This is a genomic window from Rheinheimera fenheensis (assembly GCF_039871805.1).
In the GTDB taxonomy this organism is placed as follows: domain Bacteria; phylum Pseudomonadota; class Gammaproteobacteria; order Enterobacterales; family Alteromonadaceae; genus Alishewanella; species Alishewanella fenheensis.
Genome location: NZ_JBDPJM010000003.1, coordinates 319,137 through 337,408, shown reverse-complemented (window position 1 = coordinate 337,408; position 18,272 = coordinate 319,137). Strand labels below are relative to the sequence as shown.

Below are 18,272 nucleotides of genomic sequence, written 5' to 3'. Positions count from 1 at the left end.
TGTATGCAACTGAATGCCCTTACCGCTATCTCCCCCGTAGACGGGCGCTATGGCAGCAAAACCATTGAATTACGTCACTATTTCAGTGAGTTTGGCCTGATAAAATACCGGGTAATGGTAGAGGTACGCTGGTTACAGCAACTGGCCGCTACGGCTGGTATCGCTGAAGTACCGGCCTTGTCGGCCAGCGCCAATCAGCTGCTAGATGATATTGTCGACAATTTCAGCCTGGCCGATGCCGAACGGGTAAAAGAGATTGAGCGCACCACCAATCATGATGTTAAAGCTGTCGAGTATCTGCTAAAAGAAAAAGTGGCCGCAAATGCTGAGCTTGCCGCTATCAGCGAGTTTATCCATTTTGCCTGTACTTCTGAAGATATTAATAACCTGTCACATGGCCTGATGTTAACCGAGGCGCGTCGTGATGTGTTACTGCCACAGTGCGACGCCCTGTTAGAGGCGATTAAACAGCTGGCGCAAGAACTGAAGCAGGTACCGATGATGGCACGCACCCATGGTCAGCCAGCCTCGCCCACAACTATGGGCAAAGAGATGGCCAACGTGTACGTGCGCCTGAAGCGCCAGCGTGACCAGATAGCGGCGGTGGAGATCCTCGGCAAGCTAAATGGTGCTGTCGGCAACTACAATGCCCACCTGTCAGCTTATCCTGAACTTAACTGGCACCAGCTGTCTGAGCAGTTTGTCACCAGCCTGGGCCTCAGCTGGAATGCCTTTACCACCCAGATTGAACCACATGACTATATTGCCGAGTTGTTTGATGCGGTAGCACGTTTTAATACGATATTGCTCGATTTTGACCGTGATGTCTGGGGCTATATCGCTCTGGGCCACTTTAAGCAGCGCACTGTGGCCGGTGAAATTGGCTCATCCACCATGCCGCATAAAGTTAACCCGATTGATTTTGAAAACTCTGAGGGTAACCTCGGTATTGCCAATGCGCTGTTTAATCATTTATCAGCCAAGTTGCCGGTATCACGCTGGCAGCGCGACCTGACCGACTCGACGGTACTGCGTAATTTAGGCATGGGCTTTGGTTATACTCTTATTGCCTATCAGGCGACATTAAAAGGTATTAGTAAGCTTGAAGTGAACGCTGCTAACTTGCTGGCTGAGCTTGATGCCAATTGGGAACTATTAGCTGAGCCGGTACAAACCGTAATGCGTAAATACGGCATTGAGCAGCCGTATGAAAAGCTGAAGGAGCTTACTCGTGGCAAGCGCATTACCAAAGCAGATTTACACCTGTTTATTGACAAGCTTGAACTGCCAGAGCCGGTAAAGCAGCAACTGAAACAACTGAGCCCGGCCAATTACATCGGTGCGGCAGTTGAAATCACCAGCACACTGGATTAACGACCCAAAGGCGCTTCAACAGCGCCTTTTTTCCGAGGACGCACTATGTATCAATTAGACTTTGGCAACCTTACCGTTGCAGAGTTTTTACGTGATTACTGGCAGCAAAAACCGTTGCTGATTAAAGGCGGCTTTAAACAGTTTCAGGATCCGTTAACGGCCGATGAGCTGGCTGGACTGGCGCTGGATGAGAACGTGGAGTCACGGGTCGTTAGCAATATTAATCAGCAATGGGATATGCAAAGTGGCCCCTTCGAGGACTTTGCAGCTTTTGGCGAGCAAAACTGGACACTTCTGGTGCAGGCAGTCGATCACTGGCATCCACCGGCAGCGTCCTTACTGGATCCGTTTCGTTTTATCCCCAACTGGCGGATTGATGATCTGATGGTCAGTTTCTCCACCGCAGGTGGTGGCGTAGGCCCGCATCTAGATCAGTACGATGTGTTTATCATTCAGGGCGAAGGTAAACGTCACTGGCGGGTTGGTATGCCTGATAACAGCTTAACACAGCTGTGCCCGCATCCGCGTTTGTTGCAGGTAAGCCCGTTTAACGCCTGTATTGATGTGATTACCGAGCCGGGCGACATTTTATATATACCGCCGGGCTGCCCGCATGATGGCATCAGCCTGGAAAACAGCCTGAACTATTCGGTAGGGTTTCGTGCACCGGCGCAAAAAGACTTACTCACCGGTTTAGCAGATTATCTGCTTGACCATGACCTTACCGGCAGCCGCTTTACTGATGCCGGTCGGCAGCAGGTGCAATCTGTCGGCGCGATTTCAACGCAGGATTTAACCCAAGTACAGCAGCTGTTGCAGCAACTGGTGTCAGATAACAACCTACTGCCACATTGGTTTGGCGGCCTGATTACCCGAGCTAAACACGAGCTGGATTTAAATGAGCCCGAACCACACTATGGCAGTGATGAAATTGCAGAGTATCTGGAAGAAGGCTCAGTGCTTAGCCGCCTTGGTGGCTTACGCTGTTGTTATTTCCAGCAGGATGAACGTAGCGACATCTTGCTGTTTATCAACGGCGATGAAATTAGACTGCCGCCTTCTGAGCGACTAACAGCACGGTTACTGTGCGATTTTACCGAACTTGATCAGACGCAGAATCAGCACTTTTGCAGCTCAGCCGAGCGTACTATGCTATTAACCAGCTTAATTAATCAGGGCTACTGGTACTTTAGCGAGTAGGTTTTGCAGCTCTTGATAAACATAAAAAAACCGCATTAATTGCGGTTTTTTCTTATTGTAACGTTTTAATTACAGCTAGCTGGGCTGGCTTTGCTGCCAAAGTTCATCTTTGTTAAACATGTCATACAGGCCATGAGCCCGTCCTATCAACAAATTGGCAAAATCCTGCTGCGTTTTATCGCTAATACCCGCATCTACAATTTGTTGTGCTTTAAGCTGCCAATTAAGTGAAAACGCCCGCACTGCTTCACGCGCATCTTTGGCCGCCGACAACGGCAAGTGATCTGTTGGCAAATCACCACTAATTACCCAAAAGCTTTGTTTATCTTTGGTATTTAGTTTCCAAACCGCCAGATAAGGCGGCAGATAGCGGCTATCATTTACGGCAACATTATCGGGTATGATACCTTTACTGGCTAAATACTCGTTTGCTTTTTGAAACTGCGCCCGCACCCACTCGGCTCTGGCCTGCTCCATTTGTTCCTGAGTTAACTGCTCACTCATGAGTTTTGGTTCCTGCATTAATGTTTGCGCTACTTTAGGTGACTCCCGGCCGACAATCAAGCACCTTGACAGATTGTCGACAATCCACTGGCCTGACCAGGTATTATTTTCAGTAAAATATGGTGAAAGCCAGGCTGAAATGTTACATTGCGCCGCGGAAAAGCAGGCACTAGGCCGGCAGTTACCAGACAGACGTTAAGCCCCATCAGGTGGCCAATATACGGAGAAATCAGTCGTGGCAGTATTTAATCATTCTGAATTCGATAATCATGAGCAAGTGGTGTTCTGTAGTGATGCAGAAACCGGTTTAAAAGCCATTATTGCAGTACACAGTACAGCCTTAGGCCCTGCGGTTGGCGGCTGCCGTTTATGGAATTACGCCACAGATGAAGATGCCATTAATGATGTGCTGCGCTTATCACGCGGTATGACCTATAAAAATGCTATGGCGGGTTTGCCGCTGGGTGGTGGCAAGTCGGTAATCATCGGCGATGCCAAGAGCATTAAATCTGAAGCGCTATTCCGTGCTTTTGGCCGTATGGTGCACAGGTTATCTGGCAGCTACTACAGTGCAGAGGATGTCAACATAACCACTGGCGATATCATGATCGTAAATAAAGAGACACCTTTTGTTGCCGGCTTAGAAGGTAAAAGCGGTAATCCTGCACCTTTTACCGCGCTGGGTACTTACCGAGGCATTAAAGCGGCGGCTAAACACCAGTTTGGCAGCGATGATTTAAGTGGCAAAACAGTTGCGGTACAGGGCCTTGGCAGCGTTGGTTTCTATTTGTGTGAGCATTTACACCGCGATGGCGCTAAATTAATTGTTACCGATATCAACCAGGACGCTGTGAAGCGCGCGGTTGAACAATTTGGTGCCGTCGCCGTCGGGTTAGATGATATTTACAGCGTCGACGCCGATATTTATGCGCCTTGTGCCTTGGGCGCCACCGTAAACGACAAAACCATCGAGCAGTTTAAAGTTAGCATCATCGCCGGCTGCGCCAATAATCAGTTAAAAGAAGCGCGCCATGGTGAGTTACTTCGGCAAAAAGGCATTTTGTATGCACCCGATTATGTGATTAACGCCGGTGGTATCATCAACGTTGCTTTTGAAATGCGGCCTCAAGGTTACTCTGAGGCGGAGTCAACGTCAAAAGTGATGACTATTTACGATACGCTGTTAAACCTGTTCCAACGCGCCGATGCTGAAAAGCAACCGACCAGTGTTGTTGCCGATCTGATGGCGCAGGAAATTATCCGTCGCGGCCAAGCATAAAGCTGGTTAGCGTCTTAAAAGCCACTTTTTAGTGGCTTTTTTATGCCTGCGCACCCTGTGGTTTAGCGGCGAAAAGCTGGGCCAGTTTAAGCGGCACTATCTGGCTGGCGGTGGTGTAGCCGGCGTCATACAACATCTGCTTTTGCTCAATGTTCATGGCAAAATCGACCGATGACACCGCACCGGTATTCACCACTATAGTGTTGTGCCAGTGCTCAGCATGCACGTACTCGCGCGACACTGCGCTCATAAAGGTGCGGGTTAGCATAATCAGGTAAGAAACTAATGGAAAATAACGACGCGGCTGCAAAGGCCGTGCTTCAGCGTCACTTTTTAGCCGAAAGCAAATCAGCGGCAGCCCGGCACCCGACCAGTCATGATGCAAAGCGTCTTCTGATAAAATCACACCATCAGTCATAATGTGGTTTTCAAACGCCTGAAACGAAAAAAACAACGGAATAGACATAGAAAAACGCACTGCTTTTGACACTTTAAGTTTAGGCGTCAGGCTTTTATTGAACACTACAGGCCCGCCACCGTTAATATCGGTGGCCAATACGTGCAAATCATAATCAAGGCTGTCAAAAGTTGCGCCTTGCAATTGCTTATCCAGCCATAGCTCCAGCCGGTTACCATTACACAAGCCGCCACTTCGCAACAGCGAGGTAAAAGAGAAACTCCAGAACTGACGAAAATCGGTTTGCAGTGCCAAAGCTTTAATGTCTGGTAAACTCCAGCCTGCCGCATACAAAGATGCAACGATACTGCCACCAGATACGCCCACCAGGTGATTAAATCGAAATCCCATGTCATTTAGCGCCTGCAAGATACCTATGTAACAGCTTAAGCGGGTACCACCGCCAGAGAAAATCGGCACTATCTGTGCGTTGGTGTGAAACGGCATATGGGCTCTATCCTAAGCATTTACATCACCTTGTTAGTATGGGACATATTGCGTGTTCTGCCAGAGATTGATGCAGCTATTTGCGTCAATCTGGGCTAAGATGATGGCAGAACACAAGAATGTAGATAAGGAATGTCTGGCTTATGTATCGTGTTTGGTATTTTCTCGCCTTGCTGCTGTGCTTGCCGTTATCCGTGCTTGCCAGCCTGCCGGATACTATTGCTAAGGTTAAGCCCTCAGTGGTCGCTATTGGTATTCATAACCCACTTGGCGCACCGAGGATCCGTTTAATTGGCACCGGCTTTGCTGTTGCAGATGGCAGCAAAGTTGCGACCAATTACCATGTCATTGCACCACGATTAAATAATGATAAAAATGAACAGTATGTCGTGCTTTCCGGCAGTGCCGACCAGGTTAAAGTACACCCCATTATTAGTAGCCGCCATGAAGCGGCTTATGATCTGGCTGTGCTGACGATAAAAGAGCGCCTGCCAGCTCTCACGTTAGGCTCTGGCGAGCTTCAGGCTGAAGGCACTGCCATTGCTTTCACAGGGTTTCCTATTACCGCTGTGTTGGGCCTATATCCAGCAACTCACCGGGGCATTATCTCTGCATTAACCCCCATCGCCATACCTGCGGATAACTCTGGGCAGCTACAAGCTGCAGCACTGCGCCGGTTACAGCAACCTTATCTGGTGTATCAATTAGACGCCACGGCTTATCCGGGCAACAGCGGCAGCCCATTATATAATGCGCAAACCGGCGACGTTATTGGCATTATTAACAAGGTATATGTCAAGTCGACACGCGAAGCGGTATTAAGCGACCCCAGCGCCATTAGCTACGCTATTCCAGTGCGGTTTTTATTACCGTTATTACAATAACGCACCATGTGCACGCTGTTTAAACGGTAACTTTGCTATGGAACTGCTGACCCAACTTGCCGTAGACAAAATTGGCTTTTTGCTGGCTGCACTGGCGTATTCTGTTTTTTTTCTGTTGATCCTGGTTACCCGGGTAAAAAACCTACCGCGGTTGTTGCTGCTCAGTTGGGCGCTGGGCGGCGTGGTCTGGGCGTTATATTACAGCTTTGAGCAAATTGCCCCCTACTCTACGCTGACATCCCTGGGTCTTGAACTCATCCGTAGCTACTTGCTACTGCTGTTTCTGCTGTCTGCACTTAACGCAAAAATTCAACACCTGAAACCGTTTTTTCGCGCGCGCGCGGTGTGGTTACTCAGTCTGACACTGTTACTATGGTTTATGCTATGCGCTTCATCGTGGCTAACGGCTAACCTGATATTTACCGGTAGCCTGGTACTTGGGGTATTAAAACTCGCCTTATTAGAAGCGATGTATCGTAAGTCGGCAGATAACCGCTGGCAATATAAGCCGCTGATATTAAGTTTAAGCGTGCCAATACTGTTCGACTTTGTGTTATTGGCAGAATCTGCTCTGTTCGGACAGGTCGATAACCAGCTATGGGCGGCCCGTGGTTATGTTTATGCTGCGATGTTACCCATAACAGTCGTCGCTGTGCGTCGCATTCAAGCCTGGGGCATAAGCGTTTATGTTAGCCGCGATATAGTGCTGCAAAGCTCACTCGTATTAGCCTCTGGTATCTACCTGTGTTTAATCTCCATCGTTGGTTTCTATCTGCGATATATTGGCGGCACCTGGTCTAACCTACTGCAAACCACATTTTTGGCGCTGGGTTTCGCCATGCTGGCACTGATGCTGTTCTCCGGCACAGTGCGCAGACATTTTCGCGTCTTTATCGAAAAGCACTTCTTCGCCAATAAGTTTGATTACCGGCAAAAATGGCTGGAACTGACACGGCACTTACGTCAGATAGATTTAAGTAGCGCCGAACAGTACGATACCTTGTTACAAGCCTGGTTAAATGCAATAGGGTATAGCCGGGGTTGCCTGGTTAGACTAAATGTGAATAGCCCCCCAAAACTACTATCCTGCGCGGGACGTAGCAGCTTGTCAGACGATGAAAAAACGCTGATAAACCGCTACACAGCGCGTTATGCTAAACAACATTGGCTGGTAGATCTGTCTGATGTAAAGGACCCTTTCGCCAAGGCGCAACACGATCTGGCTAATATCGATATTCAACTGGTATTGCCTGTACACTCTGACGGCGAGCTTTGGGGATTGTGTTTGATGAATGCCCCCGAAGTGGACAAACAAAAACTGAACTGGGAACTGCGGGATTATCTGATGCTCGTAACCGAGCAAATCTCAAGTTATCTCATGCTCATGCAGGCCAGTAAAACCTTAAGTGAGAATGCACAATTCGCCGCTTTCAGCCGGATGTCGGCCTTTGTTGTGCATGATCTGAAAAACGTTAAGGCGCAAATCGACTTAATCCTTACCAATAGTCAGCGCCATAAAGATAACCCCGAATTTATTACCGATACCTTCGACACACTCGCTGCTATGCAGCTGCGACTTGGGCACATGCTTGAGCAGCTCAGCAATAAACGCGCGGTTGCTTCAACCACAAGCACCTTCAGTGTACGCAACTTGATAGAGCAAGTTATCACACAACGCTGCGCGGCAAAACGGCCGCTGCCGTTACTTATTGCAGAGCAGGATGTACAGCTGTCAATCGACAAAGAGCGTCTTGCCAGCGTGCTGTATCATTTAATCGACAATGCCCAGCACGCCACCGCCAATGACGGTCATGTTACCGTTCGGCTATCTTTAGAACAGAATAGCCTTTGCATCAGAATCCGTGATACTGGTTGTGGTATGTCGGAACAATTTATCCAGCAACGTCTGTTTAAGCCGTTTGACTCTACAAAAGGCAACTCTGGCATGGGCGTTGGTGCTTATGATGCGCTACACTTTGCCCAACAGCATCTGGGACAGTTGCTGGTAGAAAGTGAGCCAGGCGTTGGAACTACCTTTAGCCTCACGCTTCCGTTAAACTAAGTACAAGCAATAAAATAATTACAAGGATTGTTGCATGAAGACAGTATTAGTCATTGAAGATGACATTGGTATTCAAAAACAGCTGAAATGGAGTTTAACTGATTACGAACTGGTATTTGCAACTGACAGAGTTTCTGCGCTTACTCAACTGAGACGTTACGAGCCGGCAGTGGTAACCCTGGACTTAGGCTTACCCCCTGATGCGGCTAACGCGAGCGAAGGGCTCGCCTGTTTGAATGAAATATTAGCCACTCAGCCAGAGTGTAAAGTGGTTGTCATCACAGGTAGCACAGACAACGAGCATGCGCTGAAAGCCATAGCGCTCGGTGCTTACGACTACTATCAGAAACCTATAGATATAGATGTTTTGAATGTCATACTGGCACGGGCATTTAAAATAAGTGAGCTTGAAGCGGAGAATCGGGCGCTTAAAAGTGCGGGTCTAACCAGTAACGAAATTATTGGCAATAGCGAGTCAATTTTAAAAGCCTGCCGTACGGTAGAGAAAATAGCCCCTACCGAGATAACAACCTTGCTACTGGGTGAAAGTGGCACAGGCAAAGAGGTATTTGCCCGCGCCATTCACCGGCAAAGCCCTCGCAATAAAAAACCCTTCGTGGCAATTAACTGCGCATCAATACCCGAAAACCTGTTAGAAAGTGAACTATTCGGCTATGAAAAAGGCGCTTTTACGGGTGCCAACAAGACCACGCTCGGTAAAATTGAGTGCGCAAACGGTGGTACCCTGTTACTTGATGAGATAGGGGATATGCCCCTTAGCTTGCAAGCAAAAATGCTACGCTTTTTACAAGAGCGGGTTATTGAGCGCGTTGGTGGACGCCAGGAGCTCGAAGTAGATGTCAGAGTAATTTGCGCCACCCACCGTAATCTTGCTGATATGGTCGCGCAACAAAGCTTCCGTGAAGATCTGTACTATCGTATTAGCGAGATTACCTTAACCATACCGCCGCTGCGTGAGCGCGGCCATGATATAGCTGTGATAGCCAAAGCCTTGCTGCATAAGTTTAATCAGGAGTTTAATACTCAGGTTCAGGGCTTTAACGACAACGCGCTACAGGCCATGTTAGCCTATCATTGGCCCGGCAATATTCGGGAGTTACAAAACAAGCTTAAATCTGCGGTTATCTTAGCCGATAGCAAATACATAAGCGCAGACGATTTAGGATTGGCCAGTCAACATATTAAAACCGATACGCTAAGAAAAGTACGCGAGCTGGCTGAAACACAGGCCATTCGTCACGCCTACACCCTGGCCAATGGTAACTTATCAAAAACGGCTGACAGCTTGGGAATTACCCGGCCAACACTATATGCCCTGATTGATAAATATCGCTTACACGATTTGCGTAACACTGAAGCCGAAGTTTGACACCATATCGGCCTGGCTTTTTTCCGATGCTGGATAAACGATAACATCTTATCGTAAAACCATATGATTAAAACCAACAAAAAACCCCACCGAAGTGGGGTTTTCTATTACAGGCTAATGCCTTTTTGTTTCGCTTTATCTTTGATATACGACTCCCAACTACGCACCTGACGGGACATAGCAGGGTCTTTCTTTGCATTCATCAACGCGGCATAAGCTTCTTTATACTTCTTCTGGTAGAAGTAAGCATCGACCAGGCTCATATAAACACTTGACGCTTTATCAACGTTAAGCGACAGTGCTTTGTCGTAAGCGGCAATGGCTTCGTTATACTTCTGGATAGAGGATAACGCAGTACCCTGGCGACGATAAGCATCGGCATCATTGGTTAACTTTGCCAACTCGCCGTAATACTCAGCAGCTCGGGCAAACTCACGCGCAGCCTGATAGTTAGAAGCAATAAATGTGATATTGGTTTTATCTTTCTTCACCAAACCACTTTTCATATGCTTTTCCATCGTCACAGCAGCTTTGTAAGGAATGTTATTGTTAGCGTACATTTGCGCTAACATCCTTACTTCTGAATCCTTCTCAAGATAACCTTGTGAATAGGCCATTTGCAGCGTAGATAACGCCTTGCCGTACTCTTCGGTTAACGTATAGAAGTTACCCAGATAGACCCAGAACTGCTTGTTTTCAGGAAACAGTTGCACCATGGTTTCAACCACGGCTACCAGCTCTTTATAACGCTTAAGCTCATAAAGCGCAGCCATCTTAAGCTGATACGGGCCTTCAATCGGCTTAGACGAAAAGCGGATGGCATCATCTGCAGGAGCCAGCACTTTATCATACTGGTTCATCAACCAATAAGCGTTAGCTATACGCATATAAGCATCAGCATTCTGCTCACCAGTAAACATAATCCAGTCTTCATAAGCTTTAATGGCTTTTTGATACTGTTTGTCCTGCAACAACATATCTGCCAACAGCTTCATCGAAGATGCCTGGTCAGCAAAAGTCAGCACATCTGGCTTGACGGCAAGTGTCAGATATTTAATGGCCTGCTTTTCGTCTTTAGTAGCATATAAGTTACCTAAAAAACGATTTAAGGTTGCTGTGTCAAACTCATTGCTTGAGCTAACGTCGAGTAATGCCGCAATCGCTTCGTCAACCTTCTCTTCGTTATAAAGCTCAAAGGCTTTGACCAACACTTTACCGACACGCTCACCAACTATCTGGGTTTTGCGCGCTTTGCGCTCTTCCACTTTGGCCATATTAGGCTGTACAGCGGCGAAGACCGGTGAGGTACATACGCCCAACGCCGTCATCACCACTAATGCTGAGGTAAGTCTCTTAAACTTTTTCATATTAACCTCCTGCCATATCAAGCGTGAAGTCTAGCTGTACCTGCATGCCAGGTTGACGCATCGGCTTACCGTCGACAACTTTCGGGCTGTATTTCCAGCGACGCAGCGCACGGATAGCTTCACGGTCAAATACGCGACGCGGTTCAGCCTCGATCACTTCAACCTCGTCTACACTGCCGTCTTCCATGATGGTAAAGCGTAAACGTACCCAGCCTTGTAAGCCATCACGTGCAGCTTGTACAGGGTAGCGCGGTTCAATCCTTACTATCGGTGTTGCATCGCCATCGCGCATCATGCTGGACGGGTCGCCAAGACCACCTGAGCCAGCGCCTAAATCTAACCCAGGCATATTAAAGCCGATAGCACCAGCCGCATTTACATTGTCAGGCTCAGGCTGTGGCGCTTTAGGCGGCTGAGCTGGCGGTGGCGGCGGCGGTGGTGGTGGCGGACGCCGTGTCTGCGTTTCTGAGTCTGGCGGCGTAGTGTTAATCTCAATAACAATACGCTCTTGCTCTTTTACTTCACGCTTTCCACTGGATTGCAGCAAAGTAGCCATCATTAAAAACAACAGAAACGTTACCACCGCACCGATTATTAACGATGTCAGGAAACGTACCATAATTACTTAGTCTCCCCGGCCACACTAATCACCAGCGACGGGTCAGCTGTTTTAATCTGATCCATAACTTCCATTACGATACCATGCTTGGCTTCTTTATCAGCTTGAATGATGATCGTGTCAGTTGGTGATTCGGCACGTAGCCTTTCAATGTTTGCTGACACCCGCTCAACGTCGACTGTGCGTTTGTCCATCCAAATCTCACCGTTTGCACGAATGGCGATAAAGATAGTTGCACTGGGTTTCTTCTGAGCTTGTGCAGCTTCTGGTTTATTTACATCGATACCGGCTTCTTTCACGAAAGAAGTCGTAACGATGAAGAAGATCAGCATGATGAAGACGATATCCATCATCGGCGTGATATCGATCTCTGCTGTTTCAGCTTCGCGAATACGTTTGCGTGCCATAAAAAACTCTCTTTAATGATGCGGCAGACTGTCAGCCAGGCTTGCTTTTTCACGCTTCACCTGTACGTCTAACCGCGCACTGAAAAATACACCTGATATCGCTGCAACCAAACCCGACATTGTCGGAATAGTCGCCATAGAGATACCTGTTGCCATGGTTCTTGGGTTACCAGTACCTTGCGTTGCCATAATATCGAATACAGCAATCATACCAGTTACGGTTCCCAACAAGCCTACCAGTGGGCACAGTGCAACCAGGGTTTTAATCAGCAGCATCCGCTGATCTAATTTATCTGAAGCCTCGGAAATCCAACAATCACGGATCTTATGTGCATACCATGACGTGGTATCAGCTCTGGCATCCCAACGGGCGATAATATCCTTTTTCATTTTTGGATATTCCGTTTTAAGGAACCAGTAGCGCTCTATCATCAAAAACCACATGACGAAGAGTACCAGGGCGACAACGTACAAGACGTTGCCACCGGTATGGATAAAATCCTGAACAGATTCCCACAGCTCTACTAGCTGGAGTATCATTAGGCTTTCTCCTGCTCCGCGTGCGCAGCAATGATGCCGGCAGCCTGTTCATCTAACACATGCAAAATTGATTTTGCTTTTGACGATACCAATGAGTGAACGAACAGTAACGGAATAGCCGCAACCAGACCCTGAGCAGTTGTTACCAGCGCCAGAGAGATCGAACCTGCCATCAGTTTCGGGTCACCAGTACCGTACAGCGTGATTTGCTGGAAGGTTAAGATCATACCGATAACAGTACCTAACAGACCCAGTAATGGTGCCACTGCAGAGAACAGTTTGATTAAACCGATACCACGTTCCACTTTTGGTGTTTCGCGCAGAATGGCTTCATCCAGCTTAAGTTCCAGGTTTTCTGCATCAGCAGTTTTGTTCTCATGGTAAACACGCAGAATACGACCCAGCGGGTTTGAATCTGAAGGGTTAGCCAGGTTTTTCAGCTGAGCACGGATTTTGCCGCCAACAGCAGACAACACCAGGATACGCTCAAGTGCAATCAGCAAACCAATAAAGAATACGGCAGTAATGATGTAACCTACTTCACCACCAGCCTGATAGTATTCAAACAAGGTAGAACGCTGCTGGTTTAAGCGCAGCAAGCTGTTACCCTTGGTTGGATCCAGGTAAATACCCGTTACTTCACCAGTGCTTGCATTGTGATAAGCCGCAACTGAGTTGTGAATTTTCGACTGAGGCTGACGACCCAGTGGCTGGATCTGGTCAGTGTCGTTGTTTACGATCAGGTACTCTGAGTCAGTCGTCAGGTGGAAAGTACCAAAACGGGTAATACGCTTGGTTTCAACACCACCGTCTAGTTTAACCACTTCTGCATCAAACTGAGCCACTTTGCCTGACTCGGTCATTTCGGTCAGCAGTGCCATCCACAACTCTTCCATTTCTGTCAGAGTAGGTAATTCAGTCGCAGATGCTACAGAACGCAGTGGTACATCACGGCCTGGGTATTGCGCACTAACGATAGAACCAGTAATAGTACCGATAGATTGGTTAGCTGATTGGCGAACAACACCGAACAACTCACCCATGGTACCTAAAGCACTTTCTAACTCTTGCTGCTTCTGACCAATTAAAATGTCATTGTCAGCGTATTCTTTTTGCAAACGTTTTCCGCGAGCTTCTTCTTCAGAGTACTGACGTTTTGCAGTGTTTAATAACGCTTGTTTATCCGCACGGTCAGCTAAGAACGCACGCTCGCGCTCCTGGTTAATTCGACCTTCTACCGTACGTTCTTTTTTCAGTTGCTCTAACAGCTGATCTAGCTTTTCAGTGTTAGCGGCTGCGTTAAAAGCAACACCAGCGGATAATGTTACCGCTGCGGCAATTAACATTGATTTAAATACTTGTTTCATCTGTTCTTACTCCGCTGCGATAAGTGGTACGCGATCCATCTCAAGCGTGGCTTCACGACGCGCCATCTTGATGAACTGGGCTACTGAGGTCAGGTATGAACCTGGTAACTCATTCCAGCTCGAGGTTTGCTTGTTCCACACCCAGCCGGCACTGCCATCAAGCGCCAGTGCCATTAAAGACAGACGGCCAACATGCACATATTCAACAGTGATGTCCTGACCGTTCAGCGGTAAGGTACCCTGGAAAGCAGCTAACTCTGAGCCGTAGCTCACTTCGATGCTGTAGGCTTCCAGAATTTGACGGTACTGCTCAGACAACTGCACATCTGAACGGCCCATCAGCTCACGCAGGCGCTCAACACGCTCTAAACGGCGCTCGGTACGCAGCGGGATATCAGCCTTAACGAACTGTTCTAACGCATCAATCATGCGGAACATCAGCGGCACTGTACCTTTACGGGTATCTTCCAGGCCGTTAATCTGGCGCTGGATAGAATTAATCTGACGCTGCTGGTCAGCAACCAGTGTTGCTAAGAAGTCGTTATAAACCTTCAGGTTTTCAGTCTGGTCAACAACTTGGCGGTACTCGCCCAGTAATTCCTGTGACTGTTCATAAATAGTGTTGATTTTTTCCTGAGACTGCACTGCTGCGCGTTGGATCTGACTGCCTTCCTGTTGCAACGCTTTTAAATCTGTTGCCAGAACATTCGCAGATAACGCGAAGGTACCGGCCAGAGCTGTTGCAACAAGACTCTTGCGAATTTTATTGTTAAACATAGTTCCCAACCAATTATTGCTGATTAACGTAACCTGAAAGTGTAAGGGCCCAGCCATTCTTAACGACAGAAAAGGCCCTCGGTTAGAGGGTAAACCGTCCGCATCATTACAGGTAAAAACGCCCTTGTCAAGCCGACTCAGGCGCTCAGAGGTCTGCTCTGACGCGGTACCTTGCATGGTTTTATACCCAATTTATGCACTATTAAACAAATGAAAATTAATTTGTTATAGTTCATTAATTTTTTAGCTTACTTTATATTCGGTGTTAGTTTTCCCGAAGCATATAAAGCGACCATAGCATCCAACGATATGGGTTTGATTTTACTGCCATGTCCTGCGGCATTGAACGCCTCATAACGGGCGATACAAATTTCCATCATGGCTTTCACTGACTCTTGCAAATATTTGCGCGGGTCAAACTCGGCCGGATGTTTCGCCAGATAACGACGGATAGCACCGGTTGAAGCCAAGCGTAAGTCGGTATCAATGTTAACTTTACGCACACCGTATTTAATACCCTGCTGAATCTGCTCTACCGGTACACCATAAGTTTCAGGGATTTGACCGCCATACTCGTTGATAATTTGCAGCCAGTCCTGTGGTACAGATGATGAGCCATGCATGACTAAATGTGTATCCGGAATACGTTCATGGATAGCCTTAATTCGGTCAATCGCCAGAATATCGCCTGTCGGTGGCCGGCTGAATTTATAAGCGCCATGCGAGGTACCACAGGCAATAGCCAGTGCATCGACCTGCGTCTCGCGCACAAACTGTGCCGCTTCTTCCGGATCGGTCAGCATCTGGTCATGGCTTAAAATACAGTCAGCGCCAATACCATCTTCCTCACCGGCAGCACCGGTTTCCAGCGAGCCCAAACACCCTAACTCGCCCTCTACCGAGACACCACAAGCGTGCGCTATTTCAACAACTTTGCGCGTTACACCGGCGTTGTAAGCATAATCCATCGGCGTTTTGCCATCTTCGCCTAAAGAGCCATCCATCATCACGGAAGAGAAGCCCAGCGCAATAGAACGCTGACACACAGCCAGTGAAGTGCCGTGATCCTGGTGCATCACCACCGGAATATGTGGAAACTCCTCTACTGCCGCCAGAATTAAGTGGCGCAGAAAAGGCGCACCGGCATATTTGCGCGCACCGGCAGAAGCCTGCACTATCACCGGGCTGTCGGTTTTATCCGCTGCCAGCATAATAGCGCGCATCTGCTCGAGGTTGTTGACGTTAAATGCGGGAATGCCGTAACCGAACTCGGCGGCGTGATCCAGCATCTGACGCATTGAAATAAGGGCCATGAAATCCTCTCTTAATCTTTTAGGGTACAGTTGTAGTATGACATTATTATTATGTTTTATGCTTTAGCACGCTGTTCCAGTATAGCCACTGCCGGTAAGGTTTTACCTTCCAGGAACTCTAAAAAGGCACCACCACCGGTTGAGACATAAGATACTTTGTCAGCAATATTGTACTTATCTATCGCCGCCAGGGTGTCACCGCCACCGGCAATAGAAAATGCCGGGCTTTGCGCAATAGCCTGTGCTATCGCCTCAGTGCCTTTGGCAAACTGGTCAAATTCAAACACACCTACAGGGCCATTCCAGACAATGGTGCCTGCCGTTTTTAAGATTTCTACTAACTGTGCGGTGGTATCCGGGCCTATATCGAAAATCATATCGTCAGCAGCAACGGCTGATACCGGCTTTAAGGTGGCGGGGGTGGTTTCACTGAACGCCTGGCCAACCACCACATCGGTTGGTACCGGTATATTGCCGCCACGCGCTTTGGCCTGCGCCATCAAGCGCTGCGCTTCGGCAATTAAATCGGCTTCATATAAGGATTTACCCACATTATGACCGCTTGCCGCAATAAAGGTGTTAGCGATGCCGCCGCCAACAATCAGCTGGTCAACAATACCTGATAAGGACTCCAACACGGTAAGTTTGGTCGATACTTTAGAGCCGCCGACAATCGCCACTAATGGCCGTTTCGGGTTCTTTAATGCTGCCGCTAACGCATCAAGCTCAGCGACCAGCAAGGGGCCAGCGCAGGCTACAGGCGCATACTTGGCCACACCATGGGTCGACGCCTGAGCGCGGTGCGCAGTACCAAAGGCATCCATGACAAACACATCGCACAGCGCGGCCAGCTTTTGTGCCAGGCTATCGTCGTTTTTACCTTCGCCTTTGTTAAAGCGCACGTTTTCAAATACCACCACTTCACCGGCAGCAACATTGATGCCGTTTAAGTAATCGGCCGCTAAGCGCACCGGTGCTTTTAATGCCTGAGCCAGATAATCTACCACTGGCTGCAATGAGGCTTCAGCGTCATAAACGCCCTCTTCCGGCCGGCCCAAATGTGACATCACCATCACTTTGGCACCTTTACTCAGCGCCAACTCAATCGTCGGGATAGCCGCTTTTAGCCGCGCATCTGACGTAACCTTGCCATTTTTTACCGGCACGTTTAAATCTTCCCGGATCAGTACACGTTTACCGTTAAGATCCAGATCGCTCATGCGAATAACAGACATTTCAAGCTCCTTGTTGTAAATTCGGTTGCATCATCGCCCGCGCAGTGTCGAGCATGCGGTTGGCAAAACCCCATTCGTTATCGCACCACACCAGACATTTTACCAGCCGCTTGTGGCTGACCCGGGTTTGTGAACCATCGACAATGCAAGAGTGGGCATCATGGTTAAAATCGACTGATACCAGCGGCTCTTCGGTGTAATCTAAAATCCCGTTAAGGGCGCCTTGACGCGCTTGCGCCAGCACCTGATTAACTGCTGCAATGCTGACATCCTGATGCAGTGTTACGCTTAAATCCATCGCGGTGACATTTAAGGTAGGTACCCGCACCGCTATAGCTTCGAAGCGGCCGGCAAATTTTGGCAGAATACGTTCTATCCCCAGCGCTAATTTGGTATCCACCGGAATTATCGACTGGCTAGCCGCACGGGTACGACGCAGATCCGGATGATAGGCATCTATTACCTGCTGATCGTGCATTGAGGCATGAATAGTGGTGATAGTGCCGCTTTCTACACCAAAATGCTGATCCAGCACCTGGATCACCGGCACAATACAGTTAGTGGTACAGGAGCCTGCCGATACCACCGACATCTGCGCCGTTAACAGCTGCTGATTAATGCCATAGATAATAGTGGCGTCGATATCGCTGTCGGCCGGATGAGAAAACAGCACTTTCTTCGCGCCGGCTGTTAAATGCCAGTTAGCATGCTCACGGCTGTGAAACACGCCGGTGCACTCCAGCACGACGTCAACATCCAGCTCACGCCAGGGCAGCTCCAGCGGATCTGCCTCACAAAACAACCTGATCGCATCACCGGCAACGCGGATACCACCATCAAAAGCGTTTACATCAAAGGCAAAACGACCATGCGACGAGTCATACTTTAACAAGTGCGTGACGCCTTTAGCATCGGCCAGTTCATTAATTGCCACCACCTGCAACTGTTGTTGCAAGCCATTTTCATAAATTGCCCGCAGTATGTTGCGGCCAATACGGCCAAAGCCATTTATCGCCAGTCGAATTGCCATATCACCACATAGAAAAATGG

General features: G+C 48.4%; 17 protein-coding genes. 6 read left to right on the top strand and 11 right to left on the bottom strand.

The genetic code is table 11. The annotated features are described in order from the left end of the window. Positions 1-3: 3 nt before the first annotated feature. Positions 4-1,374 carry an adenylosuccinate lyase gene (purB, locus tag ABGI61_RS07080; protein WP_347598973.1) on the top strand — a complete coding sequence of 457 codons (1,371 nt, stop codon included), beginning with the start codon at positions 4-6 and terminating at the stop codon, positions 1,372-1,374. A 45-nt stretch (positions 1,375-1,419) separates the two neighbouring features. Beyond that, positions 1,420-2,574, top strand: a complete 1,155-nt coding sequence (locus ABGI61_RS07075) for a ribosomal protein uL16 3-hydroxylase (protein ID WP_347598970.1) — start codon at positions 1,420-1,422, stop codon at positions 2,572-2,574. Between the two features lie 75 nt (positions 2,575-2,649). Here ABGI61_RS07075 and ABGI61_RS07070 read toward each other — a convergent pair whose 3' ends face one another. Continuing rightward, entirely contained in the window at positions 2,650-3,078 is a 429-nt protein-coding gene (locus tag ABGI61_RS07070; RefSeq protein ID WP_347598967.1) for a DUF4826 family protein, read from the bottom strand. Positions 3,079-3,313: 235 nt separating this feature from the next. Here ABGI61_RS07070 and ABGI61_RS07065 point away from each other — a divergent pair, with 235 nt between their 5' ends. Continuing rightward, a complete protein-coding gene (locus tag ABGI61_RS07065) occupies positions 3,314-4,357 on the top strand; it encodes a Leu/Phe/Val dehydrogenase (protein ID WP_347598964.1) in 1,044 nt (347 codons plus the stop codon). Positions 4,358-4,397: 40 nt separating this feature from the next. Here the strand turns inward: ABGI61_RS07065 and ABGI61_RS07060 are convergent, their stop codons facing one another. Then, positions 4,398-5,261 carry a patatin-like phospholipase family protein gene (locus tag ABGI61_RS07060; protein WP_347598961.1) on the bottom strand — a complete coding sequence of 288 codons (864 nt, stop codon included), beginning with the start codon at positions 5,259-5,261 and terminating at the stop codon, positions 4,398-4,400. 143 nt (positions 5,262-5,404) lie between these two features. Between ABGI61_RS07060 and ABGI61_RS07055 the strand changes: the two genes are divergently transcribed. From ABGI61_RS07055 to prsR, 3 genes are read left to right on the top strand one after another with little or no spacing between them, the layout of a single operon-like run. After that, complete coding sequence (locus ABGI61_RS07055; RefSeq protein ID WP_347598958.1) at positions 5,405-6,145, top strand: S1 family peptidase; 741 nt, start codon at positions 5,405-5,407, stop codon at positions 6,143-6,145. Positions 6,146-6,182: 37 nt separating this feature from the next. Then, positions 6,183-8,207 (top strand): XrtA/PEP-CTERM system histidine kinase PrsK, encoded by a 2,025-nt coding sequence (gene prsK / locus ABGI61_RS07050; RefSeq protein ID WP_347598955.1) that lies wholly within the window; start codon positions 6,183-6,185, stop codon positions 8,205-8,207. Positions 8,208-8,241: 34 nt separating this feature from the next. Further along, complete coding sequence (gene prsR / locus ABGI61_RS07045; RefSeq protein WP_347598952.1) at positions 8,242-9,597, top strand: PEP-CTERM-box response regulator transcription factor; 1,356 nt, start codon at positions 8,242-8,244, stop codon at positions 9,595-9,597. 107 nt (positions 9,598-9,704) lie between these two features. On the opposite strand, the gene ABGI61_RS07040 is transcribed toward prsR, so the two are convergent. The 9 genes from ABGI61_RS07040 to epd form a co-directional block, all read right to left on the bottom strand. After that, positions 9,705-10,964 carry a tetratricopeptide repeat protein gene (locus tag ABGI61_RS07040; RefSeq protein ID WP_347598949.1) on the bottom strand — a complete coding sequence of 420 codons (1,260 nt, stop codon included), beginning with the start codon at positions 10,962-10,964 and terminating at the stop codon, positions 9,705-9,707. 1 nt (position 10,965) lies between these two features. Further along, positions 10,966-11,583: an energy transducer TonB gene (locus ABGI61_RS07035; RefSeq protein WP_347598946.1), complete on the bottom strand. Its 618-nt coding sequence runs from the start codon at positions 11,581-11,583 to the stop codon at positions 10,966-10,968. A 2-nt stretch (positions 11,584-11,585) separates the two neighbouring features. Beyond that, positions 11,586-11,990: an ExbD/TolR family protein gene (locus tag ABGI61_RS07030; protein ID WP_347598943.1), complete on the bottom strand. Its 405-nt coding sequence runs from the start codon at positions 11,988-11,990 to the stop codon at positions 11,586-11,588. A gap of 12 nt (positions 11,991-12,002) precedes the next feature. Beyond that, positions 12,003-12,530 (bottom strand): MotA/TolQ/ExbB proton channel family protein, encoded by a 528-nt coding sequence (locus ABGI61_RS07025; protein ID WP_237739877.1) that lies wholly within the window; start codon positions 12,528-12,530, stop codon positions 12,003-12,005. Beyond that, the gene (locus ABGI61_RS07020) at positions 12,530-13,897 is read right to left on the bottom strand and encodes a MotA/TolQ/ExbB proton channel family protein (RefSeq protein ID WP_347598940.1); all 1,368 of its coding nucleotides are present in this window, start codon (positions 13,895-13,897) and stop codon (positions 12,530-12,532) included. Before ABGI61_RS07020 ends, ABGI61_RS07025 begins: the two co-directional genes overlap by 1 nt. Before the next feature lie 6 nt (positions 13,898-13,903). After that, positions 13,904-14,674: a DUF3450 domain-containing protein gene (locus tag ABGI61_RS07015; protein WP_347598937.1), complete on the bottom strand. Its 771-nt coding sequence runs from the start codon at positions 14,672-14,674 to the stop codon at positions 13,904-13,906. Positions 14,675-14,922: 248 nt separating this feature from the next. Further along, complete coding sequence (gene fba, locus ABGI61_RS07010) at positions 14,923-15,987, bottom strand: class II fructose-bisphosphate aldolase (RefSeq protein ID WP_347598934.1); 1,065 nt, start codon at positions 15,985-15,987, stop codon at positions 14,923-14,925. Between the two features lie 56 nt (positions 15,988-16,043). Next, positions 16,044-17,222, bottom strand: a complete 1,179-nt coding sequence (locus ABGI61_RS07005) for a phosphoglycerate kinase (protein ID WP_347598931.1) — start codon at positions 17,220-17,222, stop codon at positions 16,044-16,046. Position 17,223: 1 nt separating this feature from the next. Continuing rightward, entirely contained in the window at positions 17,224-18,252 is a 1,029-nt protein-coding gene (epd, locus tag ABGI61_RS07000) for an erythrose-4-phosphate dehydrogenase (RefSeq protein ID WP_347598928.1), read from the bottom strand. Positions 18,253-18,272: the final 20 nt, after the last annotated feature.

Excerpts from the sequence above, each read along its gene's own strand:
- ABGI61_RS07040 (WP_347598949.1), bottom strand. The coding sequence starts at position 10,964 with ATGAAAAAGTTTAAGAGACTTACCTCAGCATTAGTGGTGATGACGGCG.
- ABGI61_RS07060 (WP_347598961.1), bottom strand. The coding sequence starts at position 5,261 with ATGCCGTTTCACACCAACGCACAGATAGTGCCGATTTTCTCTGGCGGT.
- epd (WP_347598928.1), bottom strand. The coding sequence starts at position 18,252 with ATGGCAATTCGACTGGCGATAAATGGCTTTGGCCGTATTGGCCGCAAC.
- ABGI61_RS07075 (WP_347598970.1), top strand. The coding sequence starts at position 1,420 with ATGTATCAATTAGACTTTGGCAACCTTACCGTTGCAGAGTTTTTACGT.
- purB (WP_347598973.1), top strand. The coding sequence starts at position 4 with ATGCAACTGAATGCCCTTACCGCTATCTCCCCCGTAGACGGGCGCTAT.
- ABGI61_RS07070 (WP_347598967.1), bottom strand. The coding sequence starts at position 3,078 with ATGAGTGAGCAGTTAACTCAGGAACAAATGGAGCAGGCCAGAGCCGAG.
- ABGI61_RS07005 (WP_347598931.1), bottom strand. The coding sequence starts at position 17,222 with ATGTCTGTTATTCGCATGAGCGATCTGGATCTTAACGGTAAACGTGTA.
- ABGI61_RS07030 (WP_347598943.1), bottom strand. The coding sequence starts at position 11,990 with ATGGCACGCAAACGTATTCGCGAAGCTGAAACAGCAGAGATCGATATC.
- ABGI61_RS07015 (WP_347598937.1), bottom strand. The coding sequence starts at position 14,674 with ATGTTTAACAATAAAATTCGCAAGAGTCTTGTTGCAACAGCTCTGGCC.
- fba (WP_347598934.1), bottom strand. The coding sequence starts at position 15,987 with ATGGCCCTTATTTCAATGCGTCAGATGCTGGATCACGCCGCCGAGTTC.
- ABGI61_RS07020 (WP_347598940.1), bottom strand. The coding sequence starts at position 13,897 with ATGAAACAAGTATTTAAATCAATGTTAATTGCCGCAGCGGTAACATTA.
- prsK (WP_347598955.1), top strand. The coding sequence starts at position 6,183 with ATGGAACTGCTGACCCAACTTGCCGTAGACAAAATTGGCTTTTTGCTG.
- ABGI61_RS07055 (WP_347598958.1), top strand. The coding sequence starts at position 5,405 with ATGTATCGTGTTTGGTATTTTCTCGCCTTGCTGCTGTGCTTGCCGTTA.
- ABGI61_RS07025 (WP_237739877.1), bottom strand. The coding sequence starts at position 12,530 with ATGATACTCCAGCTAGTAGAGCTGTGGGAATCTGTTCAGGATTTTATC.
- prsR (WP_347598952.1), top strand. The coding sequence starts at position 8,242 with ATGAAGACAGTATTAGTCATTGAAGATGACATTGGTATTCAAAAACAG.
- ABGI61_RS07035 (WP_347598946.1), bottom strand. The coding sequence starts at position 11,583 with ATGGTACGTTTCCTGACATCGTTAATAATCGGTGCGGTGGTAACGTTT.